18 protein-coding genes are annotated in these 20,843 nt (G+C 50.0%); 10 read left to right on the forward strand and 8 right to left on the reverse strand.

Going from position 1 to position 20,843, the window contains the following annotated elements:
• The first annotated feature begins 2 nt into the window (after positions 1-2).
• The 9 genes from yidC to yieF all read left to right on the forward strand — a co-directional run bounded on the left by yidC (position 3) and on the right by yieF (position 10,113).
• Entirely contained in the window at positions 3-1,649 is a 1,647-nt protein-coding gene (yidC, locus tag WC5_RS15030; protein WP_000378258.1) for a membrane protein insertase YidC, read from the forward strand.
• A gap of 71 nt (positions 1,650-1,720) precedes the next feature.
• The gene (gene mnmE / locus WC5_RS15025; RefSeq protein ID WP_000019085.1) at positions 1,721-3,085 is read left to right on the forward strand and encodes a tRNA uridine-5-carboxymethylaminomethyl(34) synthesis GTPase MnmE; all 1,365 of its coding nucleotides are present in this window, start codon (positions 1,721-1,723) and stop codon (positions 3,083-3,085) included.
• Between the two features lie 241 nt (positions 3,086-3,326).
• Positions 3,327-3,401, forward strand: a complete 75-nt coding sequence (gene tnaC, locus WC5_RS0122045; RefSeq protein WP_032147965.1) for a tryptophanase leader peptide — start codon at positions 3,327-3,329, stop codon at positions 3,399-3,401.
• A gap of 220 nt (positions 3,402-3,621) precedes the next feature.
• Positions 3,622-5,037, forward strand: a complete 1,416-nt coding sequence (gene tnaA, locus WC5_RS15020; RefSeq protein WP_010347274.1) for a tryptophanase — start codon at positions 3,622-3,624, stop codon at positions 5,035-5,037.
• Between the two features lie 90 nt (positions 5,038-5,127).
• The gene (gene tnaB, locus WC5_RS15015; protein ID WP_000138821.1) at positions 5,128-6,375 is read left to right on the forward strand and encodes a low affinity tryptophan permease TnaB; all 1,248 of its coding nucleotides are present in this window, start codon (positions 5,128-5,130) and stop codon (positions 6,373-6,375) included.
• A 134-nt stretch (positions 6,376-6,509) separates the two neighbouring features.
• On the forward strand, positions 6,510-7,685 hold the full coding sequence (gene mdtL, locus WC5_RS15010) for a multidrug efflux MFS transporter MdtL (protein ID WP_000085976.1): 1,176 nt from the start codon (positions 6,510-6,512) through the stop codon (positions 7,683-7,685).
• Complete coding sequence (gene yidZ, locus WC5_RS15005) at positions 7,660-8,619, forward strand: HTH-type transcriptional regulator YidZ (RefSeq protein WP_000748494.1); 960 nt, start codon at positions 7,660-7,662, stop codon at positions 8,617-8,619. Before mdtL ends, yidZ begins: the two co-directional genes overlap by 26 nt.
• 156 nt (positions 8,620-8,775) lie before the next feature.
• Positions 8,776-9,525 (forward strand): 4'-phosphopantetheinyl transferase family protein, encoded by a 750-nt coding sequence (locus tag WC5_RS15000; RefSeq protein ID WP_010347267.1) that lies wholly within the window; start codon positions 8,776-8,778, stop codon positions 9,523-9,525.
• 21 nt (positions 9,526-9,546) lie between these two features.
• On the forward strand, positions 9,547-10,113 hold the full coding sequence (yieF, locus tag WC5_RS14995; protein WP_001291116.1) for a class I chromate reductase YieF: 567 nt from the start codon (positions 9,547-9,549) through the stop codon (positions 10,111-10,113).
• Between the two features lie 56 nt (positions 10,114-10,169).
• On the opposite strand, the gene adeP is transcribed toward yieF, so the two are convergent.
• Positions 10,170-11,507, reverse strand: a complete 1,338-nt coding sequence (gene adeP / locus WC5_RS14990) for an adenine permease AdeP (protein ID WP_010354153.1) — start codon at positions 11,505-11,507, stop codon at positions 10,170-10,172.
• A gap of 166 nt (positions 11,508-11,673) precedes the next feature.
• Here adeP and yieH point away from each other — a divergent pair, with 166 nt between their 5' ends.
• On the forward strand, positions 11,674-12,339 hold the full coding sequence (gene yieH / locus WC5_RS14985) for a 6-phosphogluconate phosphatase (RefSeq protein WP_000078046.1): 666 nt from the start codon (positions 11,674-11,676) through the stop codon (positions 12,337-12,339).
• Between the two features lie 69 nt (positions 12,340-12,408).
• On the opposite strand, the gene phoU is transcribed toward yieH, so the two are convergent.
• The 7 genes from phoU to lpfC-O113 form a co-directional block, all read right to left on the reverse strand.
• Positions 12,409-13,140: a phosphate signaling complex protein PhoU gene (gene phoU / locus WC5_RS14980; RefSeq protein ID WP_000377802.1), complete on the reverse strand. Its 732-nt coding sequence runs from the start codon at positions 13,138-13,140 to the stop codon at positions 12,409-12,411.
• A gap of 14 nt (positions 13,141-13,154) precedes the next feature.
• A complete protein-coding gene (gene pstB / locus WC5_RS14975; RefSeq protein WP_000063120.1) occupies positions 13,155-13,928 on the reverse strand; it encodes a phosphate ABC transporter ATP-binding protein PstB in 774 nt (257 codons plus the stop codon).
• Between the two features lie 90 nt (positions 13,929-14,018).
• Positions 14,019-14,909: a phosphate ABC transporter permease PstA gene (pstA, locus tag WC5_RS14970; protein WP_001251991.1), complete on the reverse strand. Its 891-nt coding sequence runs from the start codon at positions 14,907-14,909 to the stop codon at positions 14,019-14,021.
• Complete coding sequence (gene pstC / locus WC5_RS14965; protein WP_000741617.1) at positions 14,909-15,868, reverse strand: phosphate ABC transporter permease PstC; 960 nt, start codon at positions 15,866-15,868, stop codon at positions 14,909-14,911. The genes pstA and pstC overlap by 1 nt, the downstream gene beginning before the upstream one ends.
• Before the next feature lie 85 nt (positions 15,869-15,953).
• A complete protein-coding gene (pstS, locus tag WC5_RS14960) occupies positions 15,954-16,994 on the reverse strand; it encodes a phosphate ABC transporter substrate-binding protein PstS (RefSeq protein ID WP_000867164.1) in 1,041 nt (346 codons plus the stop codon).
• Positions 16,995-17,240: 246 nt separating this feature from the next.
• Entirely contained in the window at positions 17,241-18,308 is a 1,068-nt protein-coding gene (locus tag WC5_RS14955) for a fimbrial protein (RefSeq protein WP_016231524.1), read from the reverse strand.
• 10 nt (positions 18,309-18,318) lie between these two features.
• Positions 18,319-20,841 (reverse strand): long polar fimbrial usher protein LpfC-O113, encoded by a 2,523-nt coding sequence (lpfC-O113, locus tag WC5_RS14950; RefSeq protein ID WP_016231525.1) that lies wholly within the window; start codon positions 20,839-20,841, stop codon positions 18,319-18,321.
• Positions 20,842-20,843 lie beyond the last annotated feature (2 nt).

The following is a 20,843-nucleotide window of genomic DNA, read 5'->3' on the forward strand; positions in this document are numbered from 1 at the left end:
CGATGGATTCGCAACGCAATCTTTTAGTCATCGCTTTGCTGTTCGTGTCTTTCATGATCTGGCAAGCCTGGGAGCAGGATAAAAACCCGCAACCTCAGGCTCAACAGACCACGCAGACAACGACCACCGCAGCGGGTAGCGCCGCCGACCAGGGCGTACCGGCCAGTGGCCAGGGGAAACTGATTTCGGTTAAAACCGACGTGCTTGATCTGACCATCAACACCCGTGGTGGTGATGTTGAGCAGGCCCTGCTGCCGGCTTACCCGAAAGAACTGAACTCTACCCAGCCGTTCCAGCTGCTGGAAACCTCACCGCAGTTTATTTATCAGGCACAGAGCGGTCTGACCGGTCGTGATGGCCCGGATAACCCGGCTAATGGCCCGCGTCCGCTGTATAACGTCGAAAAAGACGCTTATGTGCTGGCGGAAGGCCAAAACGAACTGCAGGTGCCGATGACGTATACCGACGCGGCAGGCAACACGTTTACCAAAACGTTTGTCCTGAAACGTGGTGATTACGCTGTCAACGTCAACTACAACGTGCAGAACGCTGGCGAAAAACCGCTGGAGATCTCCACTTTTGGTCAGTTGAAGCAATCCATCACTCTGCCACCGCATCTCGATACCGGAAGCAGCAACTTTGCGCTGCATACCTTCCGTGGCGCGGCGTACTCCACGCCTGACGAGAAGTACGAGAAATACAAGTTCGATACTATTGCTGACAACGAAAACCTGAACATCTCTTCGAAAGGTGGTTGGGTTGCGATGCTGCAACAGTATTTCGCAACTGCATGGATCCCGCATAACGACGGCACCAACAACTTCTATACCGCTAATCTGGGTAACGGCATTGCCGCTATCGGCTATAAGTCTCAGCCGGTACTGGTTCAGCCAGGTCAAACTGGCGCGATGAACAGCACCCTGTGGGTTGGCCCGGAAATCCAGGACAAAATGGCGGCCGTTGCTCCGCACCTGGATCTGACCGTTGATTACGGTTGGTTGTGGTTCATCTCTCAGCCGCTGTTCAAACTGCTGAAATGGATCCATAGCTTTGTGGGTAACTGGGGCTTCTCCATTATCATCATCACCTTTATCGTTCGTGGCATCATGTACCCGCTGACCAAAGCGCAGTACACCTCCATGGCGAAGATGCGTATGCTGCAGCCGAAGATTCAGGCAATGCGTGAGCGTCTGGGCGATGACAAACAGCGTATCAGCCAGGAAATGATGGCGCTGTATAAAGCTGAGAAGGTTAACCCGCTGGGCGGCTGCTTCCCGCTGCTGATCCAGATGCCAATCTTCCTGGCGTTGTACTACATGCTGATGGGTTCCGTTGAGCTGCGCCAGGCGCCGTTTGCACTGTGGATCCACGACCTGTCTGCACAGGACCCGTACTACATCCTGCCGATCCTGATGGGCGTAACGATGTTCTTCATTCAGAAGATGTCGCCGACCACCGTGACCGACCCGATGCAGCAGAAGATCATGACCTTCATGCCGGTCATCTTCACCGTGTTCTTCCTGTGGTTCCCGTCAGGTCTGGTGCTGTACTATATCGTCAGCAACCTGGTAACCATTATTCAGCAGCAGCTGATTTACCGTGGTCTGGAAAAACGTGGTCTGCATAGCCGCGAGAAGAAAAAATCCTGATTCGGTGAGTTTTCGCTAAAATAAGGGCGGTCAGTTGACCGCCTTTTTTATTTGTATTGATGAGATAAACCATGAGCCATAACGACACTATCGTCGCCCAGGCAACCCCACCGGGACGCGGTGGTGTGGGCATCCTGCGCATCTCCGGCCTCAAAGCCCGTGAAGTTGCCGAAACCGTGCTGGGTAAATTGCCTAAGCCGCGCTACGCCGATTATCTTCCGTTCAAAGACGCCGACGGCAGCGTGCTGGATCAGGGCATCGCGCTATGGTTCCCTGGCCCGAACTCGTTCACCGGTGAAGATGTGCTGGAACTGCAAGGTCATGGCGGTCCGGTCATCCTCGACCTGCTGTTAAAACGTATTCTGACCATTCCTGGACTGCGGATTGCTCGCCCTGGTGAGTTTTCAGAACGCGCGTTTCTTAACGATAAACTCGATTTAGCCCAGGCCGAAGCGATTGCGGATCTTATCGACGCCAGCTCAGAACAGGCGGCTCGTTCGGCGCTTAACTCACTGCAAGGCGCGTTCTCCGCACGGGTCAATCATCTGGTTGAAGCCCTCACCCACTTGCGCATTTACGTCGAAGCGGCGATTGATTTCCCCGATGAAGAGATCGATTTCCTCTCCGACGGTAAAATTGAAGCCCAGCTCAATGACGTGATTGCCGATCTCGATGCAGTACGTGCAGAAGCACGTCAGGGCAGTCTGCTGCGCGAAGGGATGAAGGTGGTGATTGCCGGGCGTCCTAACGCCGGTAAATCGAGCCTGTTAAACGCGCTGGCAGGGCGTGAAGCGGCGATAGTGACTGATATCGCCGGAACCACGCGTGACGTGCTGCGTGAGCATATCCACATTGACGGAATGCCACTGCATATCATCGATACCGCCGGGCTACGTGAAGCCAGCGATGAAGTTGAACGTATTGGTATCGAGCGAGCGTGGCAGGAAATTGAACAGGCCGACCGCGTGCTGTTTATGGTTGATGGCACGACGACAGACGCCGTTGATCCGGCAGAAATCTGGCCGGAATTTATCGCCCGTCTGCCTGCGAAACTACCGATCACCGTGGTACGCAATAAAGCTGATATCACCGGCGAAACGCTGGGAATGAGCGAAGTGAACGGTCACGCGTTGATTCGTCTCTCTGCAAGGACTGGCGAAGGCGTGGATGTGTTGCGTAACCATCTCAAACAGAGCATGGGTTTCGACACTAATATGGAAGGCGGTTTCCTGGCGCGCCGTCGTCACCTGCAGTCGCTGGAACAAGCGGCGGAGCATCTGCAACAGGGCAAAGCGCAACTGTTAGGTGCATGGGCGGGTGAATTACTTGCGGAAGAACTACGCCTGGCACAGCAAAACTTAAGCGAAATCACCGGGGAATTTACTTCTGACGATCTGCTGGGGCGAATTTTCTCCAGCTTCTGTATCGGTAAGTAACCCATACCTACAAAGCCGCATCCAGATTGCCTGATGCGGCTTTGCTTTCTTGTTAGCACTCTTATTATTACTCAACCCTTTTTATAAACCTTAGCCTTCTTACGTAACTTATTTTCTTAAAAAAGCATTTAATATTGTTTCGCAACCGTTTGTGATTCGATTCACATTTAAACAATTTCAGAATAGACAAAAATCTTGAGTATTATACTGTAACGTTGTGTCTTTCGAGGATAAGTACATTATGAATACCTTACATATATGTGTGACCTCAAAGTGGTTTAATATTGACAACAGAATTGTCGATCACCGCCCTTAATTTGCCCTTCTGTAGCCATCATCAGAGTCAAACCGAATTAGATTCAATGTGATCTATGAGTTTGCTACGTCTTTATTTTCTTTTTTTATATACGCTATTACTGATTTAATTGCTTTCTTAAAGCAGTAACGGTTCTTGTATATATGTGGAAAATTAATAGATATTGCAAATGTAATATTCACAGGGATCACTGCAATTAAAATAAATGAAGGATTATGCAATGGAAAACTTTAAACACCTCCCTGAACCGTTCCGCATTCGTGTTATTGAACCAGTAAAACGTACCACTCGTGCTTACCGTGAAGAAGCGATTATTAAATCCGGTATGAACCCATTTCTGCTGGATAGCGAAGATGTGTTTATCGACTTACTGACCGACAGTGGCACCGGAGCGGTAACTCAAAGTATGCAGGCAGCGATGATGCGCGGCGACGAAGCCTACAGCGGCAGCCGCAGCTACTACGCATTAGCCGAGTCAGTGAAGAATATCTTTGGTTATCAATACACTATTCCAACTCACCAGGGTCGTGGTGCAGAGCAAATCTACATTCCGGTACTGATTAAAAAACGCGAGCAGGAAAAAGGTCTGGATCGCAGCAAAATGGTGGCGTTCTCTAACTATTTCTTCGACACCACTCAGGGCCATAGCCAGATTAACGGCTGTACCGTGCGTAACGTCTATATCAAAGAAGCCTTCGATACTGGCGTGCGTTACGACTTTAAAGGTAACTTTGACCTCGAAGGTTTAGAACGCGGTATTGAAGAAGTTGGCCCGAATAACGTGCCGTATATCGTTGCTACCATCACCAGTAACTCCGCAGGCGGTCAGCCGGTATCTCTGGCAAATATGAAAGCGATGTACAGCATTGCGAAGAAATATGACATTCCTGTAGTGATGGACTCCGCGCGCTTTGCTGAAAACGCCTATTTCATCAAGCAACGTGAAGCTGAATACAAAGACTGGACTATCGAGCAGATTACCCGCGAAACCTACAAATATGCCGATATGCTGGCAATGTCCGCCAAGAAAGATGCGATGGTGCCGATGGGCGGCCTGCTGTGCGTGAAAGACGACAGCTTCTTCGATGTCTATACCGAGTGCAGAACCCTTTGCGTGGTGCAGGAAGGCTTCCCGACTTATGGTGGGCTGGAAGGCGGCGCGATGGAGCGTCTGGCGGTAGGTCTGTATGACGGCATGAATCATGACTGGCTGGCTTATCGTATTGCGCAGGTGCAGTATCTGGTCGATGGTCTGGAAGAGATTGGCGTTGTCTGCCAGCAAGCGGGCGGTCACGCGGCATTCGTTGATGCCGGTAAACTGTTGCCGCATATTCCGGCAGATCAGTTCCCGGCACAGGCGCTGGCGTGCGAGCTGTATAAAGTCGCCGGTATCCGTGCGGTAGAAATTGGGTCTTTCCTGTTAGGCCGCGATCCGAAAACCGGTAAACAACTGCCGTGCCCGGCAGAATTGCTGCGTTTAACCATTCCACGCGCAACCTATACTCAAACACATATGGACTTTATTATTGAAGCCTTCAAACATGTGAAAGAAAATGCAGCCAATATTAAAGGATTGACCTTTACCTACGAACCGAAAGTATTGCGTCACTTCACCGCAAAACTGAAAGAAGTTTAATTAATACACTCAGAGTGGCTATAAGGATGTTAGCCACTCCATTCCCTACATCCTCAATAACAAAAATAGCCTTCCTCTAAAGGTGGCATCATGACTGAACAAGCAGAAAAAAAACACTCTGCATTTTGGGGTGTTATGGTTATAGCAGGTACAGTAATCGGTGGAGGTATGTTTGCTTTACCTGTTGATCTTGCCGGCGCCTGGTTTTTCTGGGGTGCCTTTATCCTTATCATTGCCTGGTTTTCAATGCTACATTCTGGGTTACTATTATTAGAAGCAAATTTAAATTATCCCGTCGGCTCCAGTTTTAATACCATCACTAAAGATTTAATCGGTAACACCTGGAACATTATCAGCGGCATTACCGTTGCCTTCGTTCTCTATATTCTCACTTACGCCTATATCTCTGCTAACGGCGCGATCATTAGCGAAACGATATCAATGAATTTGGGCTACCATGCCAATCCTCGCATTGTCGGGATCTGCACGGCCATTTTCGTCGCCAGCATATTATGGATAAGTTCGTTAGCCGCCAGCCGTATTACCTCATTGTTCCTCGGTCTGAAGATTATCTCCTTTGTCATTGTGTTTGGCTCTTTCTTCTTCCAGGTCGATTATTCCGTTCTACGTGATGCCACCAGCACGACTGCGGGGACGTCTTACTTCCCGTACATTTTTATGGCTCTGCCAGTGTGCCTTGCGTCATTTGGTTTCCACGGCAATATTCCCAGCCTGATTATTTGCTATGGCAAACGCAAAGATAAGCTAATCAAAAGCGTGGTTTTCGGTTCGCTGCTGGCACTGGTGATTTATCTCTTCTGGCTGTATTGCACGATGGGGAATATTCCGCGTGAAAGTTTTAAAGCGATTATCTCCTCCGGCGGCAACGTCGATTCACTGGTGAAATCGTTCCTCGGCACCAAACAACATGGCATTATCGAGTTTTGCCTGCTGGTGTTCTCTAACTTGGCTGTCGCCAGTTCGTTCTTTGGCGTCACGCTGGGATTGTTCGATTATCTGGCGGATCTGTTTAAGATTGATAACTCCCACGCCGGTCGTTTCAAAACCGTGCTGTTAACCTTCCTGCCACCAGCGTTGTTGTATCTGGTCTTCCCGAACGGCTTTATTTACGGGATCGGCGGTGCCGGGCTGTGCGCCACCATCTGGGCGGTCATTATCCCTGCGGTACTGGCAATCAAAGCCCGCAAGAAGTTTCCCAACCAGATGTTCACGGTTTGGGGCGGCAATCTCATTCCAGCGATTGTTATCCTCTTTGGCATAGCCGTGATTTTGTGCTGGTTCGGTAACGTCTTTAACGTGTTACCTAAATTTGGCTAAGCTCTTCAAGAAGTCAGCGAACATTCGCTGGCTTCTTGCCTGCCAGGAAATCACTCATGTCCAAATGGCAACTCGCCTGATTTTCCTTCACCACGTATGCTTTGCGTCACCTTTCCGTCAGGACGCTTTAGCTCATGTCCCGTTTCTTAATTTGTAGTTTTGCCCTGGTTTTACTTTATCCCGCAGGGATTGATATGTACCTCGTTGGTTTACCGCGCATCGCCGCCGACCTCAATGCCAGCGAAGCGCAGTTGCATATTGCGTTCTCCGTTTATCTGGCGGGGATGGCGGCAGCGATGTTATTTGCCGGTAAAGTGGCCGATCGTTCAGGGAGAAAACCGGTCGCCATACCCGGCGCGGCGCTATTTATTATCGCCTCGGTGTTCTGTTCACTGGCTGAAACCAGCACGTTATTTCTTGCCGGGCGATTTCTGCAGGGGCTGGGCGCGGGTTGTTGTTACGTGGTGGCGTTCGCCATTTTACGTGACACACTGGACGATCGACGCCGGGCAAAAGTGCTGTCGTTACTCAACGGCATTACCTGCATCATTCCGGTGTTAGCGCCAGTGCTCGGACATCTGATTATGCTTAAATTCCCGTGGCAGAGTCTGTTCTGGGCGATGGCAATGATGGGCATCGCGGTACTGATATTGTCTTTGTTTATCTTAAAAGAAACGTGCCCTGCCGCCCCCGCAGCTTCTGACAAACCACGAGAAAATAGCGAGTCGCTGCTTAATCGGTTTTTCCTCAGCCGTGTTGTTATCACCACCCTCAGCGTTTCGGTGATCCTCACCTTCGTGAATACGTCGCCTGTATTGATGATGGAAATCATGGGTTTTGAGCGCGGGGAATACGCCACCATTATGGCGCTGACCGCAGGCGTCAGCATGACCGTATCGTTCTCCACGCCGTTTGCATTGGGAATTTTTAAGCCGCGAACGCTGATGATCACGTCACAAGTATTATTCCTGGCAGCCGGTATCACCCTTGCATTTTCGCCTTCCCATGCGGTTTCTCTGTTTGGCATCACGCTGATTTGCGCCGGTTTTTCGGTGGGCTTCGGCGTGGCAATGAGTCAGGCATTAGGCCCGTTTTCGTTGCGCGCAGGCGTGGCCAGCTCGACCTTAGGCATCGCGCAGGTTTGCGGTTCATCACTGTGGATTTGGCTGGCGGCGGTGGTCGGTGTCGGTACATGGAATATGCTGATCGGGATTCTGATTGCCTGTAGCATAGTGAGCCTGTTGCTGATTATGTTCGTCACTCCTGGACGCCCCGTTACCGCTCATGAAGAAATCCATCACCACTCTTGACCTTAATTTGCTGCTCTGCCTGCAACTACTGATGCAGGAGCGCAGCGTAACCAAAGCGGCGAAGCGGATGAACGTAACGCCTTCGGCGGTGAGTAAGTCGCTGGCAAAGTTAAGAGCGTGGTTTGACGACCCGCTCTTTGTGAACTCACCGCTGGGGCTATCGCCCACACCGCTAATGGTCAGCATGGAGCAAAATCTGGCGGAATGGATGCAAATGAGTAATCTGCTGCTGGATAAACCACACCACGAAACGCCGCGCGGTCTTAAGTTTGAACTGGCGGCAGAATCACCGCTGATGATGATCATGCTTAATGCGCTGTCGAAACGGATCTACCAACGTTACCCGCAGGCGACTATTAAATTACGCAACTGGGATTACGATTCGCTGGATGCGATTACCCGTGGCGAAGTGGATATCGGCTTTTCCGGTCGTGAAAGCCATCCCCGTTCGCGGGAGCTACTAAGTTCACTGCCGTTATCCATTGATTATGAAGTGCTGTTTAGTGATGTACCCTGCGTCTGGCTACGCAAAGATCATCCGGCACTACGTGAAGCGTGGGATCTGGATACCTTTTTACGTTATCCGCATATCAGCATTTGCTGGGAACAGAGCGATACCTGGGCGCTGGACAATGTGTTACAGGAGCTAGGCCGAGAACGTACGATTGCCATGAGTCTGCCAGAATTTGAGCAGGCGCTATTTATGGCGGCGCAGCCCGACAATATGCTACTGGCAACCGCGCCGCGCTACTGTCAGTACTACAATCAGCTCCACCAACTGCCGTTGGTTGCTCTTCCTCTCCCGTTTGACGAAAGCCAGCAAAAAAAGCTGGAAGTACCGTTTACTCTGCTGTGGCACAAACGGAATAGCCATAACCCAAAGATCGTCTGGTTACGGGAAACCATAAAAAATATTTACGCCTCGATAGCATAATAAAATCGTATAAAACGCGACCATATTTCACGATGGAATGTAAAAAACATGTAATAAACTTATCCAAATCGAACTTTTCGCCTCTTTAGTCTGTCCATAGTTCCAGCAAATGATTACTCTTGTATTCATAATGGACCATTAAGCATGGAGCGAAAAATGGCGACTCACTTTGCCCGAGGGATTTTAACGGAAGGACATCTGATATCTGTTCGTCTCCCCTCCCGGTGTCATCAAGAAGCCCGAAATCTACCCCCTCATCGTCAAAGTCGTTTTCTGGCGTCCAGAGGTTTACTCGCAGAACTGATGTCTATGCTGTATGGCATAAGCGAATTACCAGAGATCGTCACCCAGGCTAAAGGAAAGCCGGTTTTCCTCGATAAAAATTTGCCATCATTTTCAATATCCTATGCCGGAAATATGGTCGGCGTGGCGTTAACAACCGAAGGTGAGTGTGGTCTCGATATGGAGCTACAGCGCGCGACACGCGGGTTTCATAGTCCCCATGCCCCCGATAACCCTATTTTTTCCAGCAATGAATCGTTATGGATCAGTAAGCAGAACGATCCTAATGAAGCACGAGCACAACTCATTACTTTGCGCCGAAGCGTGCTAAAACTTACCGGTGATGTACTGAATGACGACCCGCGCGATCTGCAATTGCTGCCCATTGCCGGACGCCTGAAATGTGCCCATGTAAATCATGTAGAAGCGTTATGCGACGCAGAGGACGTGCTGGTGTGGTCCGTGGCGGTCACTCCAGCGATTGAGAAGCTCAGTGTCTGGGAGTTAGATGGTAAGCAAGGCTGGAAAAGTCTGCCGGATATTCACAGTCGCGCCAACAACCCCACCAGCCGGATGATGCGTTTTGCCCAGCTCTCTACCGTGAAGTCTTTTTCGCCAAATTGATAGACAACCACAGGAGTCATCATGTCTGAAAAATTGAAGGTGGTTACGTTACTGGGGAGCCTGCGCAAAGGCTCATTTAATGGCATGGTTGCACGTACACTGCCGAAAATTGCCCCTGCGGGTATGGAAGTCAATGCGTTACCTTCCATTGCCGACATTCCCCTGTATGACGCTGACGTACAGCAGGAAGAAGGTTTTCCAGCGACAGTTGAAGCTCTGGCGGAACAGATCCGTCAGGCTGACGGCGTAGTGATCGTCACGCCGGAATATAACTACTCCGTGCCGGGCGGACTGAAAAATGCCATCGACTGGCTATCTCGCCTGCCGGATCAACCGCTGGCCGGTAAACCGGTGTTGATTCAGACCAGCTCAATGGGCGTGATTGGCGGCGCGCGCTGTCAGTATCACCTGCGCCAGATTCTGGTTTTTCTCGACGCGATGGTAATGAACAAACCAGAGTTTATGGGCGGTGTGATTCAGAACAAAGTCGATCCGCAAACCGGAGAAGTGATTGATCAAGGAACACTGGATCACCTGACCGGGCAATTGACCGCATTTGGCGAGTTTATTCAGCGGGTGAAACTCTAAATAAAAAAACCCGCCAGCGGTAACTCATGGCGGGTTTTTTTAACGAGTTATCGATTTTAGTGGGCGTCGATAAACACAATCTTCAGGATAAACAGCAGCGCAACGATGATTACGCACGGACTTAGATCACGCAGACGTCCGGTGCCGATTTTCATTACGCAGTAGGAAATGAAGCCCAGCGCGATACCTTCGGTAATAGAAAAGCTGAACGGCATCATCACGGCGGTAATAAACGCCGGAACAGATTCAGTAAGATCCTGCCATTTCACGCGAGCAAGACTTGAAGTCATTAGTACGCCCACGTAGATCAGCGCGCCAGCAGCGGCATAGCCAGGCACCATTCCCGCCAACGGTGACAGGAAGATAACCAGCAGGAATAGCAGGCCGACAACCACTGCCGTCAGACCGGTACGACCGCCAACGGAAACGCCGGAAGAAGACTCAATGTACGCCGTGACGGAAGATGTACCGATAAATGAACCGGTAACAGAAGAGATACTGTCGACATACAGCGCCTGCTTCATGCGCGGAAATTTACCTTTCTCATCCGCCAGACCCGCTTTATCGGTCACGCCAATCAACGTACCGGAAGAGTCAAACAGGTTGACCAGCATGAAAGAGAAAATCACCCCTGCCAGTCCGAGGTTAAACGACCCGGCCAAATCCACATGACCCACTACCGTCATCACGCTCGGCGGTGCGGAGACAATGCCGTTGTAGTGCACATCACCCAGCATCCAGCCCAGAAGCGTCGTCACCACGATGGAAACCAGTACCGCCGCGTGAATGTTGCGCGAGGCCAGAATAGCAATGATGAAGAAGCCGAGGATACCTAGCAGCACGCTGTGAGAAGTCAGGTTACCGATGCTAACCAACGTTTCCGGGTTAGCGACAATAACACCTGCGTTTTTCAGCCCCATCATACCAATGAACAGGCCGATACCGCTGGTGATCCCCACACGCAGACTCACCGGAATGTTGGCAATCATCCAGTAGCGAACGCGGAAAATCGTCAGTAACAGCAGACCAATCGCGCCCCAGAAGATTGCGCCCATCCCGACCTGCCATGGCAAGCCCATCGCCTGCACAACGACAAAAGCGAAGAACGCATTCAGACCCATAGCGGGAGCCAGCGCGACTGGCAGGTTAGCAAACAGCCCCATCAGAATACTGCCGAACGCAGCAATCAGACAGGTGGTGACGAAGACGGCGCTGGTATCCATGCCAGCGACGCCGAGAATTTGCGGGTTAACAAAAACGATGTAAACCATCGTCAGGAAGGTGGTAAAACCAGCGATCACTTCGGTCCGTGCCGTCGTGCCATGTTCGCGCAGTTTAAACACGCGTTCCAGCATCCCCTGGCCAGAAGCCTGGGTTGTGTGTTGTTGACTCATTATCTATTTCCGAACAAGGAGGGAAAATCCGTCGCTATCGTATACCAAAATGAGACAATATGGACGGCTGAAGATAACTTTTTTTCATTGTATTTGCTTATACGGCAACGATTGCGTCACGCCAATCTGCATGACGAAAACGTTAAACTAACGATAAAGGAAAGACATGTCCCAGATAGAAGCGGTATTTTTCGACTGTGACGGTACGCTGGTCGATAGCGAGGTCATTTGCTCTCGCGCCTATGTCACAATGTTCAGGGAATTTGGCATTCACGTTGACCTGGAAGAAATTTTTACCCGTTTTAAAGGCGTAAAACTCTACGAAATCATCGACATCATTAGCAAAGAACAGGGCGTAGAAATAGTTCGTGCCGATGCCGAGCACGTTTACCGTGCGGAAGTGGCGCGTCTGTTTGATAGCGAACTGGAGGTGATTGCTGGTGCTAACGAATTGCTGGCGAGCGTTAATGTGCCGATGTGCGTCGTCTCTAACGGCCCGGTCAGCAAAATGCAACATTCGCTTGGCAAACTCAATATGCTGCACTATTTCCCGGAAAAACTGTTCAGCGGTTACGACATCCAACGCTGGAAGCCCGATCCGGCGTTAATGTTCCATGCTGCAAAAGCGATGAATGTGAACGTTGAAAACTGCATTCTGGTTGATGACTCCAGCGCCGGTGCGCAGTCAGGAATCGATGCCGGTATGGAAGTGTTTTACTTCTGCGCTGACCCGCACAATAAGCCGATCGTTCATCCGAAAGTCACTACCTTTACCCATCTTTCGCAGTTACCGGAACTGTGGAAGGCGCGTGGCTGGGATATCACTCAGTAAATAAAGAGACCGGTGATATATCTCACCGGTCAGATTACGTACTCGCAGATTGCCGGATGCGGCATACGCTTAGCGTGACGCTTTCGGATCTTTTTCTGCCAGCAGTTTATCCAGCTCATCACCGCCGACGTGACGGAAATCCTGACCCTTCACGTAGTAGAAAATGTATTCACAGATATTCTGACAGCGGTCGCCGATACGTTCGATAGAACGCGCGCAGAACAGCGCGGTAAGTACGCTCGGAATGGTACGCGAATCTTCCATCATGTAGGTCATCAGTTGACGAACAATACCTTCGTACTCCTGATCGACTTTTTTATCTTCACGATAAATTCGTACCGCTTCGTCAATATCCATGCGCGCGAACGCGTCCAGCACGTCGTGCAGCATCTGGATGGTATGACGGCCCAGCGACTCCAGACTTACCAGCAACGGCTGATGCTGCTGGGAGAATTTCTCCAGCGCAGTACGGCAGATTTTGTCCGCCACGTCGCCAATACGCTCTAGCTCGGCAATGGTTTTACTGATCACCATAACCAGTCGCAGGTCGCTCGCCGTCGGCTGACGTTTGGCAATAATGCGTACGCAGGCTTCATCGATCGCCACTTCCATCATGTTGACGTTTTTGTCACCTTCGATCACACGCTTCGCCAGATCGCTGTCCTGGTTGTGCATGGCGGTGATGGCATCAGTAAGCTGTTGCTCCACCATGCCGCCCATGGTCATCACCTGCGTGCGGATGCTTTCCAGTTCGGCATTGAACTGGCCAGAAATATGTTTATTAAGATTGAGACTGTCCATAACGCACTCCTGAATCAACCGTAACGACCGGTGATGTAGTCTTCTGTTTGTTTCTTCGCTGGCTTGGTGAACAGATCGTCCGTGTTGCTGAACTCAATCAATTCGCCCATATACATAAATGCCGTGTGGTCGGAACAACGCGCAGCCTGCTGCATGTTGTGGGTGACGATCACCACGGTGTAATCCTGCTTCAGTTCGGTGATCAGCTCTTCAATACGCCCGGTGGAGATAGGGTCGAGTGCCGAACACGGTTCGTCGAGCAGCAGCACTTCCGGGCGAATGGCGATACCACGTGCAATGCACAGACGCTGTTGCTGACCACCAGAGAGAGAGTAACCGCTCTGGTGCAATTTATCTTTGGTTTCGTTCCACAATGCCGCCTTGGTCAGTGCCCACTGTACGCGCTCGTCCATGTCGGCACGAGAGAGCTTCTCAAACAGACGGACACCAAAAGCGATGTTGTCGTAGATGGACATCGGGAACGGCGTCGGTTTCTGGAACACCATGCCCACTTTCGCACGCAGCAGGGCGATATCCTGAGTGTTAGTCAGGATGTTGTCGCCATCGAGCAAAATTTCACCTTCCGCACGCTGATCCGGGTACAGTTCAAACATTTTATTGAAGGTACGCAGCAGCGTCGATTTACCGCAGCCGGACGGCCCGATAAACGCCGTAACCTGGTTTTTAGCGATATCCAGGTTGATGTTTTTCAGGGCATGGAATTTGCCGTAGTAGAAGTTCAAATTACGAACCTGAATTTTACTCGGGGCAGTTTCAACCATACTCATTGCAATCTTTTCCTCATCGTGCCTGATGCACTTCGCTAATCAGGCTTACCGTAGGCCGGATAAGGCGCTCACGCCGCATCCGGCAAAGTGTTAACCGTGTTTATTCTTCGCAAAAACAACGCGCGCCAGAATGTTCAGCAGCAGGACGCACAGGGTGATGATCAATACCCCGGCCCAGGCCAGTTGCTGCCATTCCGCAAATGGGCTCATCGCAAACTTAAAGATCGTCACCGGCAGGTTGGCAATCGGCTGCATCATGTCGGTGCTCCAGAACTGGTTGGAGAGCGCGGTAAACAGCAGCGGCGCAGTTTCACCAGCAATACGGGCAATCGCCAACAGGATACCGGTCATGATCCCGGATACCGACGCTTTCAGCGTAATCGCGGAGATCATCTTCCACTTCGGCGTACCCAGCGCATAAGCCGCTTCACGCAGGCTGTCCGGCACCAGTTTCAGCATGTTCTCGGTGGTACGGATAACAATCGGCACCTGCAACAGCGCCAGGGCAATCACGCCCGCCCAGCCGGAGAAGTGCTCCATCTGCGCCACCACGATGGTGTAAACAAACAGACCAACCACAATCGACGGTGCGGAGAGCAGAATGTCGTTAATGAAGCGAATCACTTCTGCCAGCCAGGATTTACGACCATATTCCGCCAGATAAATCCCCGCCATAATGCCCAGCGGCGTACCGAATACCGTGGCCCACAAAATTAACAGCCCGCTACCTGCCAGGGCGTTCGCCAGACCACCGCCTTCCGTATTTGGCGGTGGCGTCATTTCAGTGAACAGCGCCAGCGACATACCGTCGATACCGCGAGTGATGGTGGACATTAAAATCCAGATCAGCCAGAACAGGCCGAAGGCCATCGTCGCCATCGAGAGCGTCAGCGCAATACGGTTTTTTAGGCGGCGACGCGCCTGCATTTTACGGCGGGATTCAGCCAGCGCCGCAGTGGTTTGCATTTCAACCATAGCCATTAGCGTGCCCCCTCATTCTTAGCCAGGCGCATAATCATAAACTTCGATGCGGCGAGGACGATGAAGGTAATCACAAACAGGATCAGGCCCAGTTCCATCAGTGCGGCAACGTGCAGACCGGATTCCGCTTCCGCAAATTCGTTCGCCAGTGCAGAGGTGATACTGTTGCCCGGCATGTACAGCGAGGCGCTGTCGAGCTGGTAGGTGTTACCGATAATAAAGGTCACCGCCATGGTTTCACCGAGCGCACGCCCCAGCCCCAGCATGATGCCGCCGATAACCCCATTTTTGGTGAACGGAAGAACGATACGCCAGATAACTTCCCAGGTGGTGCAGCCAATACCGTAGGCCGACTCTTTCATCATCACCGGAGTTTGCTCGAACACATCGCGCATTACCGCCGCAATGTACGGAATAATCATGATGGCGAGGATCACGCCTGCCGCGAGGATACCGATACCAAATGCCGGGCCAGAGAACAGCGCGCCAACAATCGGGATATTCGACAAAATATTGCCGACCGGCTCCTGGAAGTAAACGGCGAACAGCGGCGCAAAGATAAACAGGCCCCACATGCCGTAAACGATACTTGGAATGGCTGCCAGCAGCTCAATGGCGATACCCAGCGGGCGCTTCAGCCAGCCTGGCGCAAGCTCGGTCAGGAACAGGGCGATACCGAAACTCACCGGAACGGCGATCAGCAGCGCGATAAACGAGGTCACCAGCGTACCGTAGATCGGCACCAGCGCCCCGTAAATATCGTTCGGTGCATCCCACTCTTTGGTCCACAGGAAAGCCAGACCAAATTTCTGAATGCTCGGCCAGGAGGAGATGATCAGAGAGACAATAATGCCACCCAACATCAATAGCACAATCAGCGCCGCCAGTTTTACCAGCACGCTGAAAATTATGTCGCCCTTTTTACCCGGTGGGTTAAAAGCAGGCTTGGTTGCAGCCATAAGTTACTCTTCAGTTAAACGCGTTTACAAAGTCATTTTGTAATGCCGGATACGACGTAAAGACCTTATCCGGCATGGTGTTTTATTAGTACAGCGGCTTACCGCTACTGTCTTTAATATTGGTCTTCCACGCAGCGCGAACCTGTTCTACAACGCTCTCCGGCAGGCTGGCGTAATCCAGGTCATTAGCCTGTTTAGCCCCGGTTTTGTATGCCCAGTCGAAGAACTTCAGCACTTCTACACCCTGCTCAGGTTTCTTCTGATCTTTGTGGATCAGTATGAACGTGGTAGAGGTGATCGGCCATGCATCTTCGCCTTTCTGGTTGGTCAGATCCTGAGCGAAGGTTTTGCTCCAGTCTGCGCCTTTTGCTGCATTGGCAAAATTTTCTTCGGTCGGACTAACCGGTTTGCCATCAGCGGAGATCAGTTTGGTGTACGCCAGGTTGTTCTGCTTCGCGTAAGCATATTCAACGTAACCAATGGCACCCGGCAGACGCTGAACGAACGCGGCGATACCGTCGTTACCTTTACCGCCCAGACCGATCGGCCATTTTACGGTAGAGCCAGTGCCAACGTTGTTTTTCCACTCTTCGTTCACTTTCGCCAGGTAGCTGGTGAAGACGAAGGAAGTACCGGAGCCATCTGCGCGGCGCACTACGGCAATGTTCTGTGAAGGCAGTTTCAGACCCGGATTCAGTTTGGCGATGGCTTCGTCATCCCACTTTTTGATTTTGCCCAGGTAGATGTCACCGAGAGTTTTACCATCCAGCACCAGTTCACCAGATTTCAGACCCGGCAGGTTAACCGCCAGTACCACGCCGCCAATCACGGTCGGGAACTGGAAAAGACCTTCCTGAGCCAGTTTTTCGTCAGACAACGGCGCATCAGAAGCACCGAAATCAACGGTGTTAGCGATAATCTGTTTTACGCCACCGGAAGAACCGATACCCTGGTAGTTAACTTTATTACCGGTTTCTTTCTGGTAAGTGTCAGCCCATTTGGCATACACCGGCGCAGGGAAGGTTGCACCTGCACCTGTCAGGCTTGCTTCTGCAAACACAGAGAAAGCACTCATCGATAAGGTCGCGGCGACAACAGTTGCGACGGTGGTACGCATAACTTTCATAATGTCTCCTGGGAGGATTCATAAAGCATTGTTTGTTGGCTACGAGAAGCAAAATAGGACAAACAGGTGACAGTTATATGTAAGGTTTATGACAGTTTTATGACAAATCAGAATTATTATTTAAACATTTGATTTATTTGAATAAAAAAAGAAAAGCGATGTCATCGTTTTGTCATGTCGAATGAAAATATGCAGGCAAAAATACGTAAAATGACAACGGTGTGAGGAGCACCGCTGTCAGTTCGGTTAGCGAACAATCTCAATTGTTATGGTTGCAGTCGCGGTAAATGTTCCTGGCGCAGGGCGAGCTCCAGTGAGGCTTGCAGGTGCGGCAGAAAAAGTGACGTTACCAGCTTTCTCGCCATAGACGGTTGTTTTGCCCATATCTGTCGACAATTCGCCTCCGTTTACTTTGATTTCCTTATTATTTTTATCGTAGATTTTTACCCCCACGTTGGGGTTTGACGTTACAACCATTGAGTTATCGGTACTGGATTCTGTAGCATAAAATGATGTGGTGATATCGTCTGTATTCAGTAATCCTAAGTTTTCACACTCAATAGTGACGGTTTTAGTGATTTTATGCGTTGTTACCGCATTCCCGGCAACAGATGAAAAATCTGCGGCGGGTATTTCTTTAAAATCAAAATAAATCGGCTGTAAATTATTAATTTCGCAGGTTTGTGCCGCAGTTATATCGCCACGAATGTAAACGTCTGCCAGCGGTTGAGAATAATCAACCGGAGTATCACGACTTATAGTTCCATACAACGTAGATATATGTGTTTCAGGAATAATTAACTTTCCTGCAAATGTTTTTTTAATGTAAAAATAAATTTGAGCTTTAGCACCACTGGAAATATTTAAAGGAGCTGCGCGACCACAATCATAATAAGAAGATGGTTTATTAGCTTTATATTCAAATGGCGCATTAACCATTCCTACACCGAGAATATCTATCGCAATCCCCACATCGAGATTGGGATTAAGATTATAATAATTCAAATTTGAATGAACACCAGAGAAACTTAACGCATTATTAATTATGGCAGTATAGTAAATATAGGAAAACCGACCTATAGATCCTGTATCACAATGACAGCGCCCCGGGTAAGAAGCCCCATTAGTCACTGTGGTATTGAATAACGTCCCAACCTTATTCTGGTTTGCTGTAATAAGGTAGCCTGAAAAATCAAGCGTACTATGAAAAGCACCATTATCTGGGGTGCAGATACCTTTAGGAGCAGCTAGAGTTGTGCCACTAAAAGAGATAATAAGAACAGCTAGCCACCATCGTATAATATTCTTGTTCATAAAAATCCTTTTAATGACATGTCACGTCTTGCTCAATTAATCCACTTTCACTTGCAGGTAATGAGAGTGTGTAATCGAAGGTACATTTTGTGGTCGCATTTTCGCCCCAGGATAATGTTACTTGCCCCTTTTCAGGAAGTCCCGAGAGATAAAGCTCGCCATGCTCCCCCACAATCCCTGAGTTTGCAGAGGACGTACTTTGTACTGAAGCCATCGCACCAAATGGTGCTGGCTTACCGTTTACATTCATGACTCTGAATAAAACACGGTAACCCACATGCGTAACAAACTCTGCTTTAACCACCGCGCCACGCGTCGGAATCATCGTCACGACGGTATTATCAAGCTCGATATTTGCTTTCGAGAAATAGTTATCACTGATTGCCACTCGGTTTTCATCATACGGATTTAGTTGTGTCTTGACCGTGTAGCCACGCCAGTCCGTTGCGGCACCGCGCATATTATCAATTTCCAGCCCGGCTGCGCCTGGTGCTTTAACCAGAGCGATGGTTTCACCTAACTCCTGACTTAACGTTACCCCTTCGCTGTGCGCCAGAATACCGCCCTTAATGCCGTAATTGAGTCGCTGGGAATTTTGGCTGTAATTATAACTGCCGTTCAGTGAACCGTAGGTGCCGTCATAAGACAGCGACATATTACCGCCAACTTCATCATCGTGGCTGTTATAAGTCTGCATTAAATTCCAGGACAGATTATTTTTTTCCAGGGCTGTTCCGCTTATCCCTACTTGATGTGAACTACCGGAATTATCATTTTGTGAAACGGAATACGTGGCGTAGCTATTTCCCCACCAGCCAGATAAAGGCACAGATAAAGAGAGCATGTAGATCTGCTCACTGCTGTTATCACTGGCATAATTATTACTCGTCCCCTGACGAGCGGTATTGGAATAACTCCAGGATATATTCCACGAGAGACGCTTCCAGCTACTGCTGTAGCCAAATTGCATTAATCGTTCAACATCATCGGTATGCCAGTACTGCTGACGACTTAGTGTCAGGTATACGTTGCCGTAATCTCTTCCCAGCGACTGCGTTAGCGTTCCTTCCACACGACTGCGGCGGTTACCTGTTTGCCAGAAATCGTCAGGACTGTTGCTCCGTGACGCCCATTCGTTGAGGGTATAGTAGCCTTCGGTGGAATAACGATAGCCAACCAGACGTAAACTGGTGTCCGTATCATCAAAACGTTTCGAATACAGAAAGCGATAGGACTGTCCGGTTTCCGTATCATCATGACTAAATTTTGCACGCGCATGAGTCACATCGAACGAGATAGCGCCCAAAGAACCAAGATCTTTACCCATCCCCAACGCTGCTGAACCATAATTCTCGGCAGCCTGTAAACCACCATATAACGTAAACCCGTGCAGCAGGCCATGAAGGATCTGCGCCTGGATGACATCTGGCGCAAATCCATCTTCATCACGTAATTCACCCATACTGATATCGACATCCGTTTGACCTTCACGCTTAAGGATTGCCAAAGTGGCGTAAGGTTGGGTGAATCGTTGTTCGCTACCATCTTCTTCCTTGATAGTTACGTCCAAATCTCCCCCCGAACTGGCAGTGTTCAGGTCGGTAATTTCAAAGGCACCTTGTGGAACGGCAGACTGGTAAATCACATAACCACTTTGACGAATGATGACCGTGGCGTTGGACTTGGCAATGCCACGTACCACAGGGGCAAACCCATTCTGGCTGGCAGGCAACATATCGTTATCGGTATAAAGACGTGCGCCACGGATTTGCGTACTGTCGAAAATATCGCTCGCCGTCCAGGTATCGCCGATCATAATCTGGCTTCGTAACGCGGCAATATTACGTTGTATCCAGGTGCTTATAGAGTTGTAATCCGCACGACCATCGGTTGTGTTTAAGGTACTGTAATTGCGTAATCGCCACGGCCCAATATTCAGTCCGTTGCGCAGGTTGAGATAACTGGTATTCGTCTCCTGAGAACCATAATCCGAACGCAGGGTATGTGAACCGGAAAAATCGTAGTTGATGGTGAGTGCATTAATTCCCTCATCCCAACGCGTAGGGCTTATGTAATCGTAGGCCATCGCGTCCATGTAGATTTGGGGAATGGAGATATTCAGTTGCAGTTTATCGCTGTCCAGTTGCCAGGATGAGCCTTCAATGCGTGGCTCAGGATCAATACAGACCGTTTCATCCACATCATTGAGCGATTTCAGTGCATCAACTTTTACGCCAAAGGAGGTCAGCGTTTTTTTAATAGCGACAAAGCAGGCGTGTAAATCAGCATCGGGATTATCCTGAACAAATGTCACATCCTGACGTTCAAACATTTTACCGTTGATAAAAATATCAACGCTATAAACGCCGGGAGGCATCATATTTGCCCGGTTAAACTGACGAATGTCGACCCCGGATTGATGGTCGATTTCCAGTAGCGCCGGATTAAATACGCTGACCTGGGCCATCAGACTATGTGAGAATATCAGACACGTCCCTGCCATCAGGCCAACCGCTATTCTGGTCGTAACCATAA

This window comes from Escherichia sp. KTE114 (assembly GCF_000407765.1).
In the GTDB taxonomy this organism is placed as follows: domain Bacteria; phylum Pseudomonadota; class Gammaproteobacteria; order Enterobacterales; family Enterobacteriaceae; genus Escherichia; species Escherichia ruysiae.